This is a genomic window from Novosphingobium sp. GV079 (genome assembly GCF_003058045.1).
In the GTDB taxonomy this organism is placed as follows: domain Bacteria; phylum Pseudomonadota; class Alphaproteobacteria; order Sphingomonadales; family Sphingomonadaceae; genus Novosphingobium; species Novosphingobium capsulatum.
The window spans coordinates 80,986-99,387 of the sequence record NZ_QBUE01000007.1; the positions used below are offsets into that span (position 1 = coordinate 80,986).

Sequence of the window (18,402 nt, forward strand, 5' to 3'; positions counted from 1 at the left end):
CGGCGGATTTGTTTGTGCGTATGGCGTATCCTGCATCAATCTTTTTCGCTTGTTCGTGGCCCCGAAGTCACAGGTTCTGGCACATTTGCCGGGCCAGCGCCAGCAATGGTTGATCGCGCCGCATTGCGGAAATTTCAACGGCTTGCCAGCCGGTGCCGGCCATCTGCGCGATTCGCGGGGCGAGGCAGGCCAGGCCCACATGGCCGCGCGCCAGGCCCAGCCGGCCGCACTCCTCGGCAAAATGGCGCGCCGCTTCGCCCGAATGCAGCGCCACCACGCAAGGGCTGCGCAGCATGTCCTGCGCGGCCGGCGCCAGGGGCAACGGCTGCGCGGCATAGAGCGTGAGGGTATCCACCGCCACGCCCTCGGGCAGGGCGAGCGGCACCGGGTCGGCGCCCGACAGCCGCAGATAGCGCCCCGGCGCCAAGCCCCGCGCCACGTCGGCCAAGCCGCCTTCGCCGGTTTGTGCCACGGCAAAGCCGGCGCCTTGCGCTTCGCGCGCGGTTTCCGCGCCAACGGCCAGCACCGGCAGGGCGCGAAGGGCGGCCAGGTCTGGCCCGCCCAGGCGAAAGAGATTGGCGCTGCCCGCCAGGATCGCGGCATAGCCGGCCGGATCGGGCGCTTGCCACGCCACCGCCTGCATCGCAAACAGCGGCGCGCCCAGTGCCGCCAGGCCCAGCGCCTGGGCAGCGGCCACGCTCGCGGCATTGCCGGGCTGCGGCCGCAGGACCAGCAGCGGGCGCATCAGCCGCCGTGGAAAAAGGCGGCGATGCCCTCGGGCGCGCTGGCCAGCAGGCGGCGGGCGAGTTCGAGCGGCGTGGCGGTGTCGCTGGCGGCGAAGCGCGCGCTGTCTTCCACGCGCAGCGCGCCATCGGGGCTGAACAGCGCGGCGCGCAGCACCAGGTCATCGCCCTCGGCCGTGGTCAGCACCGCGATCGGGCTGTGGCACGTGCCGCCAAGGCCGGTCAGCAGCGCGCGTTCGGCGCGGATCGCGGCATGGGTCGGGCCATGGTCGATCGCGGCGAGCAGCGCGCGCACGTCCTCGCGCGCGGCCAGGCATTCGATGCCGATCGCGCCTTGCGCCGGGGCGGGCAACCATTCCTCAGCCGGCAGCACATGGCCCACGCCGGTTTCGCCCAGGCGTTGCAACCCCGCCGCCGCCAGCAGCGTGACATCAGCCTCACCCACCTGCAGCTTGGCGAGGCGCGTGGCGACGTTGCCGCGAAACGACACGATTTCCAGATCAGGCCGGGCGTGCAGCATCTGCGCGGCGCGGCGCGGCGCGCTGGTGCCCACCTTGGCGCCGGGCGGGATGGCGGCGATGCTGGCCGCGCCTACCAAAACATCGCGCACATCGGCGCGTGGCAGCACGGCAGCGATTGTGATCTCGTCAGGGCGGATGGTTTCCACATCCTTCATCGAATGGACCGCGAAATCGATCTCGCCGTGCAGCAGCGCCGCGTCGAGTTCCTTGGTCCACAGCGCCTTGCCGCCGATTTCGGCCAGCGGGCGATCCTGGATGCGATCGCCACTGGCCACCTGCGGGCACAGCTCCACCGCGCTTTCGGGCCAGCCGTGCGCCGCGCACAGCCGCGCGCGGGTTTCCTCGGCCTGGGCCATGGCCAGCGGCGAGCGGCGGGTGCCAAGGCGCAATGGTTTGTCAGGCGCCTGCGACGGGTTGTGAGACGGGTTGATCATGCGTGGCTTGCCGTAAACGGGATTATCTCTAAGGGAAAGCTCCGCATGGCCCTGATCCTTGGCATAGAATCCTCGTGTGACGAAACCGCCGTTGCCGTTATCGACGGCAGCGCCACCACGCTTGCCGCCCGTATCGTGGCCCAGCGCATCGCCTCGCAGGATGACGCGCATCGGCCCTATGGTGGGGTTGTGCCCGAAATTGCTGCCCGTGCCCATGCCGATGTTATCGCCCCGATGGTGGCGGCCACGCTGGCCGATTCCGGCCTCACCCTGGACGACATGGACGCCATTGCCGCCACGGCCGGGCCGGGCCTGATCGGCGGGGTCATGGTCGGGCTGGTGACGGGCAAGGCGCTGGCCATGGCCAGTGGCAAGCCACTGATCGGCATCAATCATCTTGAAGGCCACGCGCTCTCACCGCGGCTGGCTGAGCCCACCTTGGCCTATCCCTATTGCCTGCTGCTGGTCTCGGGCGGGCATTGCCAGATCCTGGAAGTCATGGGACTGGGCCGCTATCGCCGCCTGGCGACGACGATCGATGATGCGCTGGGCGAGGCGTTCGACAAGACGGCCAAGGTGCTTGGCCTGGGCTATCCCGGTGGCCCGGCGGTGGAGCGCCTGGCGCGCGAGGGCGATCCCCGCGCTGTGCCGCTGCCGCGCCCGCTGGTGGGCAGTGGCGAACCGCATTTCTCGTTTGCCGGCCTGAAAAGCGCGGTGCTGCGCGCCCGCGATTCGGGCGCCTTTGCGCCGGCCGATCTGGCGGCCTCGTTTCAGCAGGCGGCGATCGATTGCGTGATCGATCGCACGCGCGGCGCCCTGGCGCAGTGCGTGCCGGGGATGACCGCGCTGGTCGTGGCCGGCGGGGTTGCTGCCAATGCCGCCTTGCGCGCGGCGCTCGAAGGGCTGGCCGCGCAGGCCGGCCTGCCGCTGGTAGCGCCGCCGGTAAAGCTGTGCACCGACAATGCCGCAATGATCGGCTGGGCGGGGGCAGAACGCTTTGCCCTCGGGCAAGCCGATCCGCTCGACCTGCCGGCCCGGCCGCGCTGGCCGCTTGACGATAATGCCGCCCCCGTGCGCGGCGCCGGGGTCAAGGCATGAGCGGCGGTCCTGCCACCGCGCCAGCGATTGGCGTGATCGGCGCGGGCGCCTGGGGCACGGCCCTGGCGCAGATGCTGGCCAGCGACGGGCGCCCCGTGGCGCTGTGGGCGCGCGAGCAAAGCCTGGTCGCCATGATCAACCGCGAGCGGCGCAATCCCACCTACCTGCCCGGCGCCGAACTGGCCGAAACGATCACCGCTACCAGCGATCTGGCCGCCATGGCCACGCTGCCGGTGCTGCTGTGGGTTACCCCCGCGCAATTCCTGGGCCAGGTGCTGTCTGGCCTGCCCGATTATGCCGGCGATCTGGTGCTGTGCGCCAAGGGGATTGAGGCGGGCAGCGGCCGGCTGATGGCCGAAGTGGCGCATGCTGCGGCGCCTGCCGCGCACGTCGCGGTACTCTCTGGCCCGACGTTTGCCCACGAGGTAGCCGCCGGCCTGCCCACGGCGGTGACGCTGGCCTGTTCCGGCGGCGAAGCGCAGTGGCAGCGCCTGGCCCCGGCCGTGGCGCGGCCCACGTTCCGCCCCTATTATTCGGCCGATGTGATCGGTGCCGAAATCGGCGGCGCGGTCAAGAACGTGCTGGCGATCGCTTGTGGCGTGGTCGATGGGCTCGGCCTGGGGCAGAATGCCCGTGCCGCGCTGATCAGCCGCGGCTTTGCCGAAATGCAGCGCTTTGGCCTGGCCATGGGTGCGCAGGCCGAAACGTTGGCCGGGCTATCCGGGCTGGGCGATCTCGTGCTGACCTGTTCATCGGCATCGAGCCGGAATTTTTCGCTGGGCAAGGCGTTGGGCGAGGGCCAAAGCGCGTCTGAGGCGTTGTCAGGCCGCAACACCGTGGCCGAAGGGGCGTATACCGCGCCCGTGCTCGCCGATCTTGCCCGCCAGAAGGGAATTGCCATGCCGCTCGTCGATGCGGTCGTTACCCTGGTGCGTGGCCATGCGCCTGCCCGGGATGTCGTCGCCAGCCTGCTGGCGCGGCCCTTGCGTGCGGAACGCCCGCTTGGCTGATCCGGCTCTTCCCGCAAACCCGACCGACGCGCAGGCCGAACAGGCCGATATCGCCGCGTTGGCCAAGGGGGGGCGGACCAATTTCTTTGGATTCGTGCTGCGCCTGGCGGCCAGCGTGCCGTTCCTGTTCATCGCCGGGCGCCTCTATGGCGCGGCTACGCTCGGGCGCTATGCCTCGGCCACGCTGGTGGTGGAACTGGCGGCGCAGCTCGCCACGCTCGGGCAAAAGCGCGGCCTGGCCCAGCAACTGGCCAAGGAAGATCGTGCCAGTGCCACCACCGTGGCTGATGCCCTGCTGCTGACTACGCTGGTGTCGGTGCTGTGCGGGCTGCTGCTGTGGCTGGTGCCGATCATGATGTTCCCGAGCGGGGACTATACCCCGGTGGAACGCCTGCTGCCCATGGCGATCCTGCCGCGCGCGCTGGGCGACGTGGCATTGGCCGCGCTGGCCTATCGCTTTGACGTGGGTGCCACCGTGCGCGCCCGCGCCGTGGTGGAACCGTGGACGCAATCGCTGGCCGCCGGTGGCCTGTGGCTGGCCGGCGCCTGGTGGCTGCCACTGCGCGAAAGCGGGCTGATCCTGGCCTATGCCGCCGCGATGCTGGCGGCGATGATCACTGCTTTCGTGCCCCTGGTCAAAAGCTATGGTCTGCCGCGCCAGTGGGCGCCGCGCCCGGGCGCCTTGCTGCGCCTGGCCAACCGCAACCTGCCGCTGGCCGGGGCCGACGCGGTGGAATGGGGCACGCGCAAGCTTGACCTGTTCATCCTCGGCACGTTTGCGCCGGCCGCCGTGGTCGGCATCTATTACGTGGCGCAGCAGGTCACCACGCTGCCGCAAAAGCTCAAGACCAGTTTCGAGCCGATCCTGGGCCCGGTGATCACCCGCAACCTGCGCGAGAACAACCTGGGCGCGATCGCCCGGCAGGTGTGCCAGGTGGGCTTCTGGATCACCGCCGCGCAAGCCGGCATCGCCCTGGCGCTGGGTCTGCCGGGCAAGGGCGTGATGGGCCTGTTCGGGCCGAATTTCGTGGCCGGCACTGGCTCGCTCGCGCTGCTGCTGGCGGCCGAAGTGGTGGCCGCGCCTGCCGTGGTGAGCGAGGCGGCGCTGATCTATGTCGCGCGGCTGCGCAACTGGTGGATCAGCCTGGGCACGATCGCGCTGCAGGCCGGGCTGACCGTGGGCCTGATCGTGGCCGCGCGCGAACTGGGCTATGACGGCACGGTAGAGGCGATGGGCGCCGCGCTGGCCCTGGTCATTTCACTGGGCCTTGCCTCGCTGCTCAAGTCGCGGTTGCTGGGCAGCATCCTGGGCCAGAAGATCAGCAACTGGCGCTGGGCGCTGCTGTGGGCGGCAGTGCCGGCGGTGGGCATGGGCATGCTGGCGCGCCTGCTGCCGGAATGGATCGAGGTCAGCCTGGGCATTCCGGCGATCCTGGGCGTCTATGGCCTGGTGATCTGGCGGCGCGGCTTTGGCCCGGAAGACCGGGTGCTGTTCCGCAAGCACAAGAACTAGCTTTCCCGACTTGCCGGCCGTTCACGGCCGAGTGATGCAATCCTCCCCGCTTGGCGGGGAGGTGGCAGGCCGCAGGCCTGTCGGAGGGGCCAATTCTAACGGAACGTCGTCGTTCTATTGTTTCGACAGGGCGCGGGCAATCGCCACAAAATCGCCCACGTCCAGCGTTTCGGCGCGGCGGGCAGGGTCGATGCCCAGCGTTTCCAGCGCAGCGAGCGCGCCGGGCACGCCCTTGAGCGACTGCCGCAGCATCTTGCGGCGCTGCCCAAACGCCGCCTCGGTCACGCGTTCGAGCATGCGGGCCGAAACCCCCTCAGGCATAGTGGCGGGGGTCACGTGCACCACGGCCGACATCACCTTGGGCGGCGGGGTGAACGCGCTGCGGTGCACTTTCATGGCAATGCGCGGCGCGGCGCGCCATTGCGACAGGATCGCCAGCCGGCCATAGGCATCGCTGGCGGCGGCAGCGACGATGCGCTCTGCCACTTCCAGCTGGAACATCAGCGTCAGTGAGAGCCAGGCCGGCGGCCAATCCTGGCCCGAAAGCCAGCCGGTAAACAGCATCGTGCCGACATTGTAGGGCAGGTTGGCGATCACGTGCCACGGCGCGTCGAACAGGGTGGCGGGATCGATCTTGGTGGCGTCCCCCTCGATCACGCGCAACTGGCCGGGAAAGGCCTCTGCCAATTCGGCCAGGGCCGGCAGGCAGCGCTTGTCCATCTCGATCGCGGTGACATTGGCGCCGGCGCGGAGCAGGGCACGGGTCAGGCCGCCGGGGCCGGGGCCCACTTCCAGCACGTTGGCGCCCTTGAGCTTGCCGGGAATGGCGGCAATGCGCGCCAGCAACTGCTCATCAAACAGGAAGTTCTGCCCGAGGGCCTTGGACGCGAGCAACCCATGGCGGTTGACCACATCGCGCAACGGCGGAAGATCGGGCAGGCTCATGCTCCGGCCGCAGCGCGGCGCACGGCGCATTCCCCAGCCATGCGGATCGCCGCGATCATCGCGCCCGGGCGCGCCTGGCGGCTGCCGGCGATGCCAAAGGCGGTGCCGTGATCGGGTGAGGTGCGGATGATCGGCAGCCCCAGCGTGACATTGACGCCATCGTCGAAATCCAGCGCCTTCAACGGGATCAGCGCCTGATCGTGATACATGCAGATCGCCACGTCATAGGTCGTGCGGGCCTGGGCATGGAACATCGTGTCGGCCGGCAGCGGCCCGTGCGCGGCAATGCCGGCGGCCTGGAGCGCGGCAACGGCGGGGGCGATATAGCTGTGGTCCTCGTGCCCCATGCGGCCCTCTTCGCCGGCGTGGGGGTTGAGCCCGGCCACGGCCAGGCGCGGATGGGTGATGCCGAAATCGCGCACCAGCGCCCGCGCGGTGATCGCGCTGCGCCGCGTGATCAGCTCGGCCGTGATCATGCCAGGCACGGCGTGCAGCGGCACATGAACCGTGACCGGCACGACCTTGAGCGAAGGGCCGGCCAGCATCATCACCGCGTCTTCGGGCGCCACGCCGCTGGCCTGGCCGACGAATTCGGTTTGGCCGGGATGGTTGAAACCCACGCTGGCCAGCCGGCTTTTTGAAACCGGTGCAGTGACCAGGGCCGAGGTTTCGCCCGCCACGGTCAATTGCGTGGCCGCGTCGAGCGACTCGAGCGCCAGCATGGCACCCTCGTCACTTGGCTGGCCGGGAGTATAGGCAGCATCACCCAAATCGAGCACCGGCAATGCTGAGCCAAACACGGCTGCCGCCTCTTCCAGGCTGCCCACGGCGCGCACCGGCACGTCGAGCCCGCGATGGCGCGCGGCCTGGTCCAGCACGCGGCGGCTGCCCACGGCCACGAACGGCTCCAGCTGCGCCATGCCGCGCAAGATCCACGCGGCCGCGATCAGTTCGGGGCCGATGCCGGCAGGATCACCCTGGGAGATGGCGATGGGGTTCATGGGCTGGCGCTATCGGGCTTTGCGGGTGGAGGGGTGGGATGTTGCGGGTTTCACTTGGCCTCCACCACCCCCCGACCCCCTCCTCTAAAGAGGAGGGGGAGAGCCGGAACCCCCTCCTCTTTAGAGGAGGGGGTTGGGGGTGGTGGCGGCAAGCACCTTAGTTATACTCGATCACCGCATCGCGGCGCAGGTCGCGCAGATAGGTCTGGGCGCGCTTGTTCACGCGGTCGTCTTCCATCTGCGACTGCATTTCTTCAAAGCTCGGGCCATCGGCCACCTTGGGATCGTCGCGGCCGCACAGCACCAGCACGCGCACGCCATCTTCGATCGATCCGAACGGCGGGGTCGCCTCGCCGATCGAGAGCTTGAGCATCGAATCCTGCAGCGCGGCCGGCAGGTCGCGCGCCTTGACCTGGTCGTTGGTGACGACCGATGCGCCGATGCCAGCTGCGGCGGCATCGACCTGGCCGCAGCCGTGGATGGTCTTGACGGTGGCGGCAAAGGTGGCGGCCTTGGCCGCAGCATCCTTTTCCGTGGTGCCCTTGGGGAAACTGAGCGACATCTGCTTGAGGCTGAGGATCGCGTCGCGCGGGTCGGCGGTCAGCACCTGGCGCTTGTCGATCAGGTAGAGGATCGAATAGCCGCCAGGGATTTCCACCGGTCCAGCGAGCTGGCCCGGCTGCATCGAGGTGGCGACGTTGGCCAGATCCTGCGGCAGCTGGGCCAGGCGAATCCAGCCAAGGTCACCACCCACCGCAGCGGTGGAGGCTTCGGAATACTGCCGCGCATAGGCGACGAAGCTGCCGCCCTTCTTGAGCTGGTCAACGATCTGGTTGGCGTTGGCCATGACCTGCTGGCGGTTGGTATCATTGGCCGAAAGATAGATTTCGCCGATGCGGTATTCCTCGGTGCCCTTGGCCGCCTTGAGGCGGTCCATCATTTCGCGCACTTCGCCGTCAGACACGTTGATGAACGGCTGGACGTTGCGGCGCAGCAGGCGCTGCCACGACAGTTCACCACGGATCTGCCGCTTGAGCGAGGCCGCCGAAGAGCCGATCGAGGTCAGGTACTTGTCGAGCGCGGCCGGGTTCTGGCCGAAGTTCTGCTGGGCCACGCGCTCATAGGTCTGGTTGACCTCGTCATCGTCAACGTCGACGCCGGCCGACTTGGCCTCTTGAATCTGCAGCGTTTCGTCGATCAGGTTGCGCAGCACCTGCAGGCGCAGGCGCTCCTGTTCCTCGGCCGAAACCTTGCCGCCATTGGCATTGACGATCAGCGCCAGGCGCTGGTCGATATCGGTGCCGGTGAGGATTTCGCCGTTCACGATCGCGGTGGCGCGGCGCACGTTGGGATCGCTCTTGCCGAAGATCTGCACGTTGGCGGGAATGTTGAGCTGGCCCGAGGCATCGGGCGCGCCGCCTGCGGTTTGCGCCTGGGCCACGCTGCCGGCCACCGGCAGGGCGGCCGTGGCGGCAAGACCCAGCGCCAGGGCGGCCCGGCCGCACCAGTGACCCATACGAATATCACGGCGCATCTGGAACTGGGGCAGCCGGGTGATGGACTTCATGGCGATCCGAACTTCCTGTCAGGCAACATGCGAATTGGGCTGCATGCGAAATGGTGCGTCGATCCCGGGCCTGCATTGCCCCGGCTTAACCCACGCTGAGTGGCGGCAAGCGGCCGGGAATGCAACGCCGGAATTGGCCGGTTGGGGGAAAACTTTGCGGGAAACGTGGCCAAAGGCGGGATTTGGCGGGCCTAATCAGCCCGCCCGCACCTGGGTCATCGCCTGCTCATAGCGGCTGTTCATCTCTTGCCCGCGATAGCGCGAATATTCGCATGCCGCGAGCGCTGCGGCGGGCGGGAAGATCACCTGGCTGTTGCGGTAATCATCGGGCATCAGCGCCAGCGCCGCCTGGTTGGGCGTGGGATAGCGGATGGTGCGGGCAATGTCGGCCCCGGCCTTGGCGCCCAGCACGAAATCGATGAAGGCATAGGCCAGATCGGGATTGGGCGCATTGCGGGGAATGCACAGCCCGTCGCTCGCGAGGATGCCGCCTTGGCGCGGCACGACGAACGCCAGGTCGGGATCGTCGCGCATCACCTGCGCGATATCGCCATTGTATTCGATCACCAGGTCAACATCGCCTGCCAGCAGCAGATCCTGGCCATTGTCGTCATGAAACGCGGCGATATTGGGCTTTTGCTTGAGCAGCATGGCCTTGACCTGGGCGATCACGGCGGGATCGTTGGTATTGGCCGGGTGGCCCAGGTATTTCGCGCCGATCTCGAACAGCTCGCTCGCTTCGGCGAGCAGGGCGATGCGCCCCTTGTAGCGATCGGAATCGAGCACCCATTTCCAGCTGTCGGGCACGCCATCGACCTTGGACTTGCGATAGCCGATGCCGGTGACGATCCAGGTATAGGGCACCGAGACGCGACGGCCGGGATCGAACGGCGGGTTGAGGAACTGGGGCGCGATGTTCTTGAGGTTGGGGATTTTGGCGTGGTCCAGCTCGGTCAACATGCCGGCCGCGTGCATGCGTTCGACAAAGTCGTTCGAGGGCACGATCACGTCATAGCCCTGGTTGCCGCTGCGCAGCTTGGCAAAGAGTTCATCGTTGTTGGCAAACAGGCTGATGTTCATGCCAGCGCCAGCCGCCTTGGTGAAATCGGCCACGGTGTTTTTGCCGATGTAGGTATCCCAGGTGTAGAGATTGAGCGACCGCGCCGGCTTGCCGCGCGAACAGGCGCCCAGCGCGCCGGTAAACGACAGGCCGATGCCGGCAAGGCCAGCCTGGCGCAGGAACATGCGGCGCGAATGGACCATCTTCGTTCAATTTCCGATATGGCGGTGTGGAACGGCGCCGGGATGGCGCCCGATCACGCTTTGAGCAAGAGGTGATCGCGTTCCCATGACGAGATCACCTCGTCATAGGCGGCCAGTTCGTTGAGCTTGATCTCGTAGAATGCCTTGATGAACTGCTCGCCCAGCAGATCGATCACCGGCTGGCAATCGATCATCTGCTTGAGCGCGGCATCGAGATTGCGCGGCAGGGTGCGCTCCTCGTCATAGGCGTTGCGGGTCATCAGCGGCAGCGGCTCGATCTTTTCCTGCAGGCCGATATAGCCGCAGGCCAGCGTGGCGGCGATGGCGATATAGGGATTGGCATCGGCGCCGGGCAGGCGGTTTTCGATGCGTGTGCTGCGCGGGCCGCTGACGGGAATGCGCAGGCCGCAGCTGCGGTTGTCGAGGCCCCATTGCACGTTGATCGGCGCGCTGTGGGCCGGGCGGATGCGGCGGAAGGAATTGACGTTGGGCGCAAACAGCGGGACGACCTGCGGCAGGTAGCGTTGCAGCCCGCCGACGAACCAGCGGAATTCCGGGGTCAGCCCGGCCTGCGTGCCGAACAGGTTGTTGCCGCCTGCGTCCACCGCCGAAATGTGCAGGTGCATGGCGCTGCCCGGCTGGCTTTCCATCGGCTTGGCCATGAACGTGGCATAGACCCCGTGCTTGAGCGCGACCTGGCGCACGATGCGCTTGAAGATCACCACCTGGTCGCACAGCGCGACGGGATCACCGTGGTTGAAATTGATTTCCAGCTGCGCCGTGCCGCCTTCGTGGATCATGGTATCGAGCTGGAGCGAGGCGATTTCCGAATTGTCGTAGATTTCCTCGATGATGTCTTCGTATTCGGTCACCGATTCCAGGCCATAGGGCTGGGGCGAGCTTTCCGCCCGGCCCGAGCGCCCGCGCGGCGGCTGGATCGGCAGATCGGGATCGGAATTGACCTCGGTGAGGTAGAATTCCAGTTCGGGCGCCACGACCATCTGCCAGCCCATCGCGGCATATTTGGCCAGCATGCGCTTGAGCACGTGGCGCGGCGCCACTTCAAACGCGCTGCCATCGCGGTGCAGGGCATCGGCCACGACAAAGGCTGTGGGGGTGCGAAAGCCCGGTGCCACGCAGATCGAATTGATATCGGGCAGCAGCGTCACATCGGGATCGCGATAGAGGAAATCGTCCTCGTCGGTATCGGCGTAGTCACCGGTGATGGTGACGGAAAACACCGAGGAAGGCAGGCGCAGGCTCATGTTGCCGACCGAGGCGATGAACTTGTCGGCCGGCCACACCTTGCCGCGCACCACGCCGTTGATATCGGGGACGAGGCACTCGACCTCGCTGATGCGTTTTTCGCGGATCCATTCGGCAAAGGCTTCGGTCATGGGATCACTCGCTTGGAAGAAGGGGTTCAGAGACGGTCGCGCAGGGCAAAGAAAGTCATCGCGGCGGCCATGGTCGGCCAGCGCAGCAAGGTGCCTCCGGGAAAGCGGGGCGTGGGCAGGCGGCGTACCAGATCGAGCGCGGGCGCGGGCAGCCCGGCCATGGTCGCGCCGATTTCGCCACCCAGCCACGGCGCCAGCACCACGCCAAGACCGGAAAACCCGCTGAGCGACCACAGGCCGGGCATGACCTGCGCGGCATGGGGCAGACGATGCGGGGTGATCGACAGCGTGCCGCCCCAGGCATGGTCGATCGCCACATCGGCCAGTTGCGGAAAGACCCGCAGCATATGCGGCCGCACGAACGCGGCGATATCGGCCGGCAGCCGCCAGGAATAGCGTTCGCCCCCGCCAAACAGCAGGCGGTGATCGGGCGTGATACGGAAATAATAGACCACGAAGCGCGAATCCGAGACCGCCTGGCCGCCAGCGATCAGGGCTGCCGCCCGCTCTGGCCCGAGGGGCGCGGTGGTGGCGATGAAGTTGTTGATCGGCAGGACATGGGCATCGACCGCCGGCACCAGGCCCGTGCCATAGCCGCCCGTCGCCACCAGCACCTGGCCCGCGCGCACCGTGCCGCCGGGCGTGGTCACGCGCCAGGCAGGCCGCGTGCCTGCCGGGCCATCGGGCGCAATGCCGGTGCAACGGCTGTAGGGATGGATCACTGCCCCCGCCGCGCGGGCAGCGCGCGCCATGGCGAGCGCCAGCTTGAGCGGGTGAAGATGGCCGCCGGCCATATCCAGGCTGCCGCCGTGATAGACCTGGCTGTCGACCATGGCGCGAATGTCGTCACGACCGAGCGGGGTGAGCGCGTGGTGGCCATAGGCCTCTTGCAGAAAGCGCACCTCGGCATGGGTCTGCGCCACCAGGCCGGGCTTGTGATCGGCGTGGATCAGCCCGGCGCGAAAATCGCAACGGTCGGGATCGTGCGCGATCAGCCGGTCGAGGTGGTCGCGCGCATGGCGGGCCATGGCCCACATTTCGCGCGCACCGTCGCTGCCGAGGTGGCGCGCCAGCCAGTGCTGGTCCTTGTTCCAGCCAAGGTGGACCTGGCCGCCATTGCGGCCCGAGGCGCCCCAGCCGACAGGCCCGCTGTCCAGCAGAACGACCGATCGCCCGGCCTCTGCCAGCCGCAATGCGGCACCCAGACCTGTGTAGCCCCCGCCGATGATGCAGGCATCGGCCTGCACATCCTGGTCCAGCGCCGTGCCGGCAAAGGCCATGGGCGCGGTGGCGGCGTAATAGGACGGCGGATAGGCCCGCACATCCTCGCCGGTTGGTCCTGCCCGCTCGATGGATCGAGGCGTCAACATTGCCTGTGGTTCTACCCCATGCGGCAAGGGGCGACAAGCGAACGCGCTGGGGGTTTGGCTGCCAGGCCGGTGCATGCCATGCACCGGCCTAGCGCGCCGAATCTTACGGCGCAGCGTCAGCCAGGGTGGCGCCATCCCAGTGTTCATCGGCCTTGCCATCGACAAAGCGCCACATGTCGAACCAGGTGGTGGTATAGGTCTTGCCCGGATTCTTGGGGTCCTTGAGCGTGCGCACCATGCTCACGACCACGCGATCGCCCTCGGCCGTGACCGCGGCGACCGGGGTCGCCATGTGCGCCGGGCATGCCTTGGGCTGCACCTTGACCACCTGGGTGAAGAAATGGACCACGGTATCGCGGCCCGAGGGCACCATCGGGTTGTGCTGGTGATAGGCCGGGGTAAGGTATTGATCCGCCTTGTCCCAATGCCCGCATTCCAAAAGGTCTTTGACGATATGGAGTGCGGCCTGCTTGTTGCGGTTGAGCACTGGATCGGGGCTGGTGAACAGGCTTTCGGGATCGGGCACCGCCACCACCGCTTCCTGCGCGTGAACGGGCGTTGGCAGACTGGCCAGGGGCACGGCGGCCAGCGGCAGGGCGAAAAGGCCGGCGGCGGTCAGGGCATGGCGTAGCATCGTTGGCTCCCTCCTTACGAAAACGGCGTTACAGCGGCAGGCCCAGCCGGGGGCCGATCCAGACCATCAGGCTGTAGAGCGCAATGGTCAGCGCGCAACCAGCCAGCAGCGCCGACCAGAACCCGGCGCCGTGGCGCAGCAGGGCCGGGATCAGCAGGAACATCGGCAGCGAGGGCAGCACATACCAGAACGTGGCCCCGGCATGGGCCGCCATGTTTTCGGCATCGGGGCGATCGTGCCACAGCCAGATCATGCCAATCACCGACACCAGGGGCAGCGACGCGATCAGTGCGCCAAAACCGGGATAGCGCTTGGCAAGGGTGGAGGCGGTGGCGATCAGCACGCCGGAAATGGCGGCCTTGAGAGCAAGCTGCAACATGGTGCGCCGGTGTTACGGCAGCCACGCTTCGTTGCCTAGCGCTGCTTGGCCAAATGGGGTGCTGGCAAGCGGCGAGGATGGGTGGGTAGCTGCTGCATGCGCGATGACGGCAGCCAAGGTGCAAGTTATCAAGCTGGACCCCTGTGAGTTCACAAACGAAGTGCAACACCTCAGACAGGTGCTGCCATGTCGAGATACACCCAGCTTTCGCTTGAGGAGCGATGCTCGATTGCCCGGCTTCGCGAAGCCAGGCAATCGATCCGGCAAATCGCTGCAGCTCTGGATCGCCAGCCGTCGACGATCGCCCGCGAACTGAAGCGCAACACCGGCAACCGGATCGGCTACCAGCCCGCCTATGCCCAGGCACAGACCTCAGCCCGGCGCTGGAGCGGAAGCCGGCTCGAACGCGACGACGATTTGCGGGATGCCGTGCTGGATCGCCTTGCCGCCGGCTGGTCGCCCGAACAGATCGCCGGACGCCTCGCGCGCGAGGAAGGGCGCAGGGTCATCTGCCACGAGACCATCTACCGCTTCGTCTATGCCCAACTCAAACGTACCAACGACACCAAATGGCGCCTGTACCTGCCTCGCGCCAAGATCAAACGCGGCTGGCGCACCAAGGGTGGTTGGCCGCGATCCCAAGGAAAATGCTCGATCCATGACCGACCGGACGACATCGCATCACGCCACATCCCTGGCCACTGGGAGGCCGACTGCATGCTCTTCCGAACGCCAGGCCCCGCGTTCCTGATCGCTCACGAACGTCACTCGCGCATCACCCTGGCCATCCCCCAGTCACGCCTGAGCGCACAAACCGTCGCCGACTGTCTCGCCGATCTGCTCAAACCACTCGCGCCGCACCTGCGCCGGTCCATCACCTTCGACAACGGCGCAGAGTTCTACCGCCACCACCAGCTGACCAGCCAACTCGGCATCCAAACCTACTTCTGCGATCCGCGAGCACCATGGCAAAAGGGCGGCATCGAAAACGCCATCGGGCGCCTCCGACGCGCCCTGCCCACAAAAATCGACCCAACCGCGTTGCCCACTCAGCAACTCGATGCCATCCTCGCCAACTACAATAACACACCCAGAAAATGCCTCGGCTTCAAAACACCAGCCGAAACCTTCCAAACGTTGCACTTCGGATGTGAATCCACACCCGGATCAAGTCCGGGGTGACGATAAGTACATATATTCTCTCAAATTCCTCGTCACCCCGGACTTGATCCGGGGTCCAGCTGTTCTGTTTGTGCAAAACGCCAGCATGGCCGCAAGTGGGCGATTGCCGACATATTTGGCTCGCGCAGAGGCGCTCTTAAATCTCTGCGCCTCAGCGCCTCTGCGCGAAACACTTTTTCCTATATCGTTGATAGAAATATAAATCTCTATCTACTCATGCCGCCCAACACCGCGATCAGCCCAGCAGTATGACCGGGGCCTTGGTGTTCCAGCTCAGCCACACGGCCTCGCCCACGGGCAGGGCGGAGACGAGCGAGCGTTCGCCGTTGGCGCGGGCCACCTTGAAGGTTGCGCCGCTGGCGGTTTCCACATCGTAGAGCGTCTGGCTGCCGAGGTAGGCGGAGCGCACGATCGTGCCGGCCACCACGTTGGCCTGTGGGCAGGCATCGGGGCCGGCCGGGCGGCCTTCGCTGGCCGGAGTCATCGTGATCTTTTCCGGGCGGATGCCGGCCCACACTGGGGTGTCGGGCGCGCCGGTGACGCCGTGGCTGACGAAGATCGGTACTTCGAGACCAGGTGCGGTCACTGCGGCGTGATCCCGCTCGTCGACGCTGAGGCGGCCTTCGAACATGTTGATGGTGCCGATGAAATCAGCCACGAACCGGTTTGCGGGGTATTCATAGAGATCGCCCGGCACGGCCACCTGTTGCAGGCGGCCCCGGTTCATCAGCGCGCAGCGGCTGGCCATGGCCAGCGCTTCGTCCTGATCGTGGGTGACCATCACGAACGTGACGCCGACATCGTGCTGGATCTGCGCCAGTTCGGCGCGCATCGCATCGCGCAGCTTGGCATCGAGCGCGGACAGCGGCTCGTCCAGCAGCAGCACCTTGGGCTTTTTCACCAGGGCGCGGGCGAGGGCAACGCGCTGGCGCTGGCCACCCGAGAGCTGATCGGGCTTGCGGTGGCCAAATTCGTCGAGCTTTACCAGGCGCAGCGCCTCGGCCACGCGGGCGTCGCGCTCGTCCTTGGCGACGCGATCGATCTTGAGGCCATAGGCGACGTTGTCGGCCACGGTGAGGTGCGGGAACACGGCGTAGGACTGGAACACCATGTTGACCGGGCGGCGGTTGGGCGGGGTGGTGCTCATGTCCACGCCGTCGATCAGGATGCGCCCTTCGGTGGGGGTTTCCAGGCCCGCCAGCATGCGCAGCAGCGTGGTCTTGCCGCAGCCCGATGGGCCGAGCAGCGAGAAGAATTCGCCGCGTTGGATATCGAGGCTGACATCGTCCACCGCGATGAACGAGCCGAACCGCTTGGTCACGTTCTCGAACTGGATGAGAGGCTGGGTCATGGGAAAGTCCTGTGTGAAATCAGTGGCCCTGGGCCAGGTCGCGACCCTGCAGCTTCATGCCGATGGCGGTGAGCGCGATGGTGATGAGCATCAGCACGGTCGAGGCGGCGTTGACCTCGGGCGTGACGGAGAAGCGCACCATCGAATAGATCTTGACCGGGAAGGTCACCGTGTTTGGCCCCGAGGTGAAGAAGGTGATCACGAAATCATCGAGGCTGAGCGTGAAGGCGAGTAGCCCGCCCGAGATCAGCGCCGGGCGCACATGGGGCAGCAGCACATCCCACAGCGCGCGCAATTCGCTGGCGCCCAGATCGCGTGCGGCCTCTTCCATCTCGCGGTTGAAGCTGGCGAGGCGCGCGCGGACCACCACGGCGACGAAGGGGAAGCTGAACGTGATATGGGCAATGATGATCGCGCCCAGATCGAACGGCCAGACCAGATCGCGCGGCCAGGGCACGATCTGCCCGAAGAACACCAGCATCGCCACGCCCATGCAGATTTCAGGCACCACGATCGGCAGGGTTACCGCGCCATCGAACAGGCCCTTGCCGGGAAAGCGGAAGCGCCACAGCGCGATCGCGGTCAGGGCGCCGAGCACCACGCTGAACAGCATCGAGATGAACGCGATGGTCAGCGAATTGGTGAAGGCATCGATCAGCGCGGAATCGTTCCACATCGTGCCATACCAATCGAGCGTGAAGCCCTCCCAGCGGATGGTGCGGCGGCTGTCGTTGAAGCTGAACACCACCAGGCTGGCCAGCGGCAGGTAGAGGAACAGGATCACCGCGCCCACCCACAGGCGCAGCGGCCAACGGCGGCTGTATTCGAGCGGGCCCGGTTTGGCATCGAGCGGCTTGGGGGCAGTGGCCATCAGGCGTCTCCCTGCGGGCGGGCGCGGGCGGCGCGGCGATCCTGGATCGCGCGCAGGCCCATGGCCAGGAGCGTGAGATACATCAGCATGAACGAAAGCGCAGCGCCGAACGGCCAGTCGTTGGCACGCTTGAACTGCCGCTCGATCACGCTGGCGATCATCTGGCTGTCAGGCCCGCCGAGCAGATCGGGCGTGAGGTAGGAGCCGAGCGCGGGAATGAACGTGAGCATGATTGCCGAGAGGATGCCCGGCTTGGCGATCGGCACGATGACCTTGAAGATCGTGGCGATGTGCCCGGCGCCCAGATCGAGGCTGGCCTCGATCAGCGAGCGATCCATGCGATCGAGCGTGGAATAGAGCGGCAGGATGATGAAGGGCAGGTGGACATAGACCAGGCCGACGATCACCGCGAAGTTGGTGTGCAGCATCTCGACCGGGCCAAACCCGAACAGACCGAACATGTCGTTGATATAGCCCTCGGTGCGCATCACCGCCATCAGGGCATAGGTGCGGACCAGCAGGTTGGTCCAGAACGGCAGCATGATGCCCAGCAGCAGCAGGATCTTGCCGCGATCGCTGGCAAAGGTCATCGCCAGGGCATAGGGAAAGCCGATCACCAGGCACACCGCCGTGGTCACCCCGGCAAAGACCAGCGACTTAGCAAAGATCAGCAGATAGACCGGATCGAATACGCGCACGTAGTTGTCGAGCGTGCCGGTGACGGCCACTTCGGTCAGTCCCAGGGTGCGGCCAAAGCTGTAGGCCCAGATCACGCTGAGCGGAACGACGAAGAACAGGGTGATCCAGGCGGCCGGCGCGGTCAGCACGGCCCAGAAGGCGCGCCTGCTGGTGTTCGATGCGCTGCTCATCGCCGGGCGGTTCCCATGGTTCGTGGCCTCATGCGTCCTGGCCTCATCGGTGGCAATTCCCCAGTTTGCGCGGCCCCGCGAAGGGCCGCCGGGCGCCGCGGGCACACGCCAAGACGGCGCCCGAAGCGGGTGGTTGAACATGCCTGCCTGCGTGACGCCCGTTTTTTGGTGTGCGTCGGGTTTATGCTATTGCGGGGTAACCCCGTTATCTGCGATCACACTTATGCGCGGGAACCGGCCCGGTCAATCGCAAA

At 66.7% G+C, this 18,402-nt stretch carries 17 protein-coding genes; 4 read left to right on the plus strand and 13 right to left on the minus strand.

Annotated features, from left to right (window positions below; genetic code table 11):
- Positions 1-67: 67 nt before the first annotated feature.
- Positions 68-745 carry a uroporphyrinogen-III synthase gene (locus C8K14_RS11270; protein ID WP_054130786.1) on the minus strand — a complete coding sequence of 226 codons (678 nt, stop codon included), beginning with the start codon at positions 743-745 and terminating at the stop codon, positions 68-70.
- The gene (gene hemC, locus C8K14_RS11275; protein WP_082349736.1) at positions 745-1,698 is read right to left on the minus strand and encodes a hydroxymethylbilane synthase; all 954 of its coding nucleotides are present in this window, start codon (positions 1,696-1,698) and stop codon (positions 745-747) included. Before hemC ends, C8K14_RS11270 begins: the two co-directional genes overlap by 1 nt.
- Positions 1,699-1,743: 45 nt before the next feature.
- Here hemC and tsaD point away from each other — a divergent pair, with 45 nt between their 5' ends.
- Genes tsaD through C8K14_RS11290 form a run of 3 tightly spaced genes read left to right on the plus strand, consistent with a single transcriptional unit; the run spans position 1,744 to position 5,319 of the window.
- Positions 1,744-2,796: a tRNA (adenosine(37)-N6)-threonylcarbamoyltransferase complex transferase subunit TsaD gene (gene tsaD, locus C8K14_RS11280; protein ID WP_054130785.1), complete on the plus strand. Its 1,053-nt coding sequence runs from the start codon at positions 1,744-1,746 to the stop codon at positions 2,794-2,796.
- Positions 2,793-3,806, plus strand: coding sequence for an NAD(P)H-dependent glycerol-3-phosphate dehydrogenase (locus C8K14_RS11285; RefSeq protein WP_107716741.1), 1,014 nt, complete (start codon positions 2,793-2,795; stop codon positions 3,804-3,806). The genes tsaD and C8K14_RS11285 overlap by 4 nt, the downstream gene beginning before the upstream one ends.
- Positions 3,799-5,319 (plus strand): lipopolysaccharide biosynthesis protein, encoded by a 1,521-nt coding sequence (locus C8K14_RS11290; protein ID WP_233251043.1) that lies wholly within the window; start codon positions 3,799-3,801, stop codon positions 5,317-5,319. The genes C8K14_RS11285 and C8K14_RS11290 overlap by 8 nt, the downstream gene beginning before the upstream one ends.
- Positions 5,320-5,433: 114 nt before the next feature.
- On the opposite strand, the gene rsmA is transcribed toward C8K14_RS11290, so the two are convergent.
- The 8 genes from rsmA to C8K14_RS11330 form a co-directional block, all read right to left on the minus strand.
- Positions 5,434-6,264: a 16S rRNA (adenine(1518)-N(6)/adenine(1519)-N(6))-dimethyltransferase RsmA gene (gene rsmA / locus C8K14_RS11295; protein WP_107716804.1), complete on the minus strand. Its 831-nt coding sequence runs from the start codon at positions 6,262-6,264 to the stop codon at positions 5,434-5,436.
- Positions 6,261-7,265 carry a 4-hydroxythreonine-4-phosphate dehydrogenase PdxA gene (pdxA, locus tag C8K14_RS11300; protein ID WP_107716742.1) on the minus strand — a complete coding sequence of 335 codons (1,005 nt, stop codon included), beginning with the start codon at positions 7,263-7,265 and terminating at the stop codon, positions 6,261-6,263. The genes rsmA and pdxA overlap by 4 nt, the downstream gene beginning before the upstream one ends.
- A gap of 157 nt (positions 7,266-7,422) precedes the next feature.
- Positions 7,423-8,781: a peptidylprolyl isomerase gene (locus tag C8K14_RS11305; protein WP_107716805.1), complete on the minus strand. Its 1,359-nt coding sequence runs from the start codon at positions 8,779-8,781 to the stop codon at positions 7,423-7,425.
- A 246-nt stretch (positions 8,782-9,027) separates the two neighbouring features.
- Positions 9,028-10,095, minus strand: a complete 1,068-nt coding sequence (locus C8K14_RS11310) for a spermidine/putrescine ABC transporter substrate-binding protein (RefSeq protein ID WP_107716743.1) — start codon at positions 10,093-10,095, stop codon at positions 9,028-9,030.
- 53 nt (positions 10,096-10,148) lie between these two features.
- Positions 10,149-11,492, minus strand: coding sequence for a glutamine synthetase family protein (locus C8K14_RS11315; protein WP_107716744.1), 1,344 nt, complete (start codon positions 11,490-11,492; stop codon positions 10,149-10,151).
- Positions 11,493-11,518: 26 nt separating this feature from the next.
- Complete coding sequence (locus C8K14_RS11320) at positions 11,519-12,862, minus strand: FAD-binding oxidoreductase (protein WP_107716745.1); 1,344 nt, start codon at positions 12,860-12,862, stop codon at positions 11,519-11,521.
- A 103-nt stretch (positions 12,863-12,965) separates the two neighbouring features.
- Positions 12,966-13,496: a nuclear transport factor 2 family protein gene (locus tag C8K14_RS11325; protein ID WP_022678248.1), complete on the minus strand. Its 531-nt coding sequence runs from the start codon at positions 13,494-13,496 to the stop codon at positions 12,966-12,968.
- A 28-nt stretch (positions 13,497-13,524) separates the two neighbouring features.
- A complete protein-coding gene (locus C8K14_RS11330) occupies positions 13,525-13,875 on the minus strand; it encodes a DUF3147 family protein (protein ID WP_022678247.1) in 351 nt (116 codons plus the stop codon).
- Between the two features lie 186 nt (positions 13,876-14,061).
- Between C8K14_RS11330 and C8K14_RS11335 the strand changes: the two genes are divergently transcribed.
- Positions 14,062-15,057 (plus strand): IS30 family transposase, encoded by a 996-nt coding sequence (locus C8K14_RS11335; protein ID WP_107716746.1) that lies wholly within the window; start codon positions 14,062-14,064, stop codon positions 15,055-15,057.
- A 235-nt stretch (positions 15,058-15,292) separates the two neighbouring features.
- On the opposite strand, the gene C8K14_RS11340 is transcribed toward C8K14_RS11335, so the two are convergent.
- Genes C8K14_RS11340 through C8K14_RS11350 form a run of 3 tightly spaced genes read right to left on the minus strand, consistent with a single transcriptional unit; the run spans position 15,293 to position 18,148 of the window.
- Positions 15,293-16,408, minus strand: coding sequence for an ABC transporter ATP-binding protein (locus C8K14_RS11340; RefSeq protein WP_107716747.1), 1,116 nt, complete (start codon positions 16,406-16,408; stop codon positions 15,293-15,295).
- 19 nt (positions 16,409-16,427) lie between these two features.
- Positions 16,428-17,279, minus strand: a complete 852-nt coding sequence (locus C8K14_RS11345; protein WP_054130777.1) for an ABC transporter permease — start codon at positions 17,277-17,279, stop codon at positions 16,428-16,430.
- On the minus strand, positions 17,279-18,148 hold the full coding sequence (locus C8K14_RS11350) for an ABC transporter permease (protein ID WP_028658376.1): 870 nt from the start codon (positions 18,146-18,148) through the stop codon (positions 17,279-17,281). Before C8K14_RS11350 ends, C8K14_RS11345 begins: the two co-directional genes overlap by 1 nt.
- Positions 18,149-18,402: the final 254 nt, after the last annotated feature.

Coding starts and splice junctions, on each gene's coding strand:
- C8K14_RS11270 (WP_054130786.1), bottom strand. CDS start 745: ATGCGCCCGCTGCTGGTCCTGCGGCCGCAGCCCGGCAATGCCGCGAGC.
- hemC (WP_082349736.1), bottom strand. CDS start 1,698: ATGATCAACCCGTCTCACAACCCGTCGCAGGCGCCTGACAAACCATTG.
- tsaD (WP_054130785.1), top strand. CDS start 1,744: ATGGCCCTGATCCTTGGCATAGAATCCTCGTGTGACGAAACCGCCGTT.
- C8K14_RS11285 (WP_107716741.1), top strand. CDS start 2,793: ATGAGCGGCGGTCCTGCCACCGCGCCAGCGATTGGCGTGATCGGCGCG.
- rsmA (WP_107716804.1), bottom strand. CDS start 6,264: ATGAGCCTGCCCGATCTTCCGCCGTTGCGCGATGTGGTCAACCGCCAT.
- pdxA (WP_107716742.1), bottom strand. CDS start 7,265: ATGAACCCCATCGCCATCTCCCAGGGTGATCCTGCCGGCATCGGCCCC.
- C8K14_RS11305 (WP_107716805.1), bottom strand. CDS start 8,781: ATGGGTCACTGGTGCGGCCGGGCCGCCCTGGCGCTGGGTCTTGCCGCC.
- C8K14_RS11310 (WP_107716743.1), bottom strand. CDS start 10,095: ATGGTCCATTCGCGCCGCATGTTCCTGCGCCAGGCTGGCCTTGCCGGC.
- C8K14_RS11315 (WP_107716744.1), bottom strand. CDS start 11,492: ATGACCGAAGCCTTTGCCGAATGGATCCGCGAAAAACGCATCAGCGAG.
- C8K14_RS11320 (WP_107716745.1), bottom strand. CDS start 12,862: ATGTTGACGCCTCGATCCATCGAGCGGGCAGGACCAACCGGCGAGGAT.
- C8K14_RS11325 (WP_022678248.1), bottom strand. CDS start 13,496: ATGCTACGCCATGCCCTGACCGCCGCCGGCCTTTTCGCCCTGCCGCTG.
- C8K14_RS11330 (WP_022678247.1), bottom strand. CDS start 13,875: ATGTTGCAGCTTGCTCTCAAGGCCGCCATTTCCGGCGTGCTGATCGCC.
- C8K14_RS11335 (WP_107716746.1), top strand. CDS start 14,062: ATGTCGAGATACACCCAGCTTTCGCTTGAGGAGCGATGCTCGATTGCC.
- C8K14_RS11340 (WP_107716747.1), bottom strand. CDS start 16,408: ATGACCCAGCCTCTCATCCAGTTCGAGAACGTGACCAAGCGGTTCGGC.
- C8K14_RS11345 (WP_054130777.1), bottom strand. CDS start 17,279: ATGGCCACTGCCCCCAAGCCGCTCGATGCCAAACCGGGCCCGCTCGAA.
- C8K14_RS11350 (WP_028658376.1), bottom strand. CDS start 18,148: ATGAGCAGCGCATCGAACACCAGCAGGCGCGCCTTCTGGGCCGTGCTG.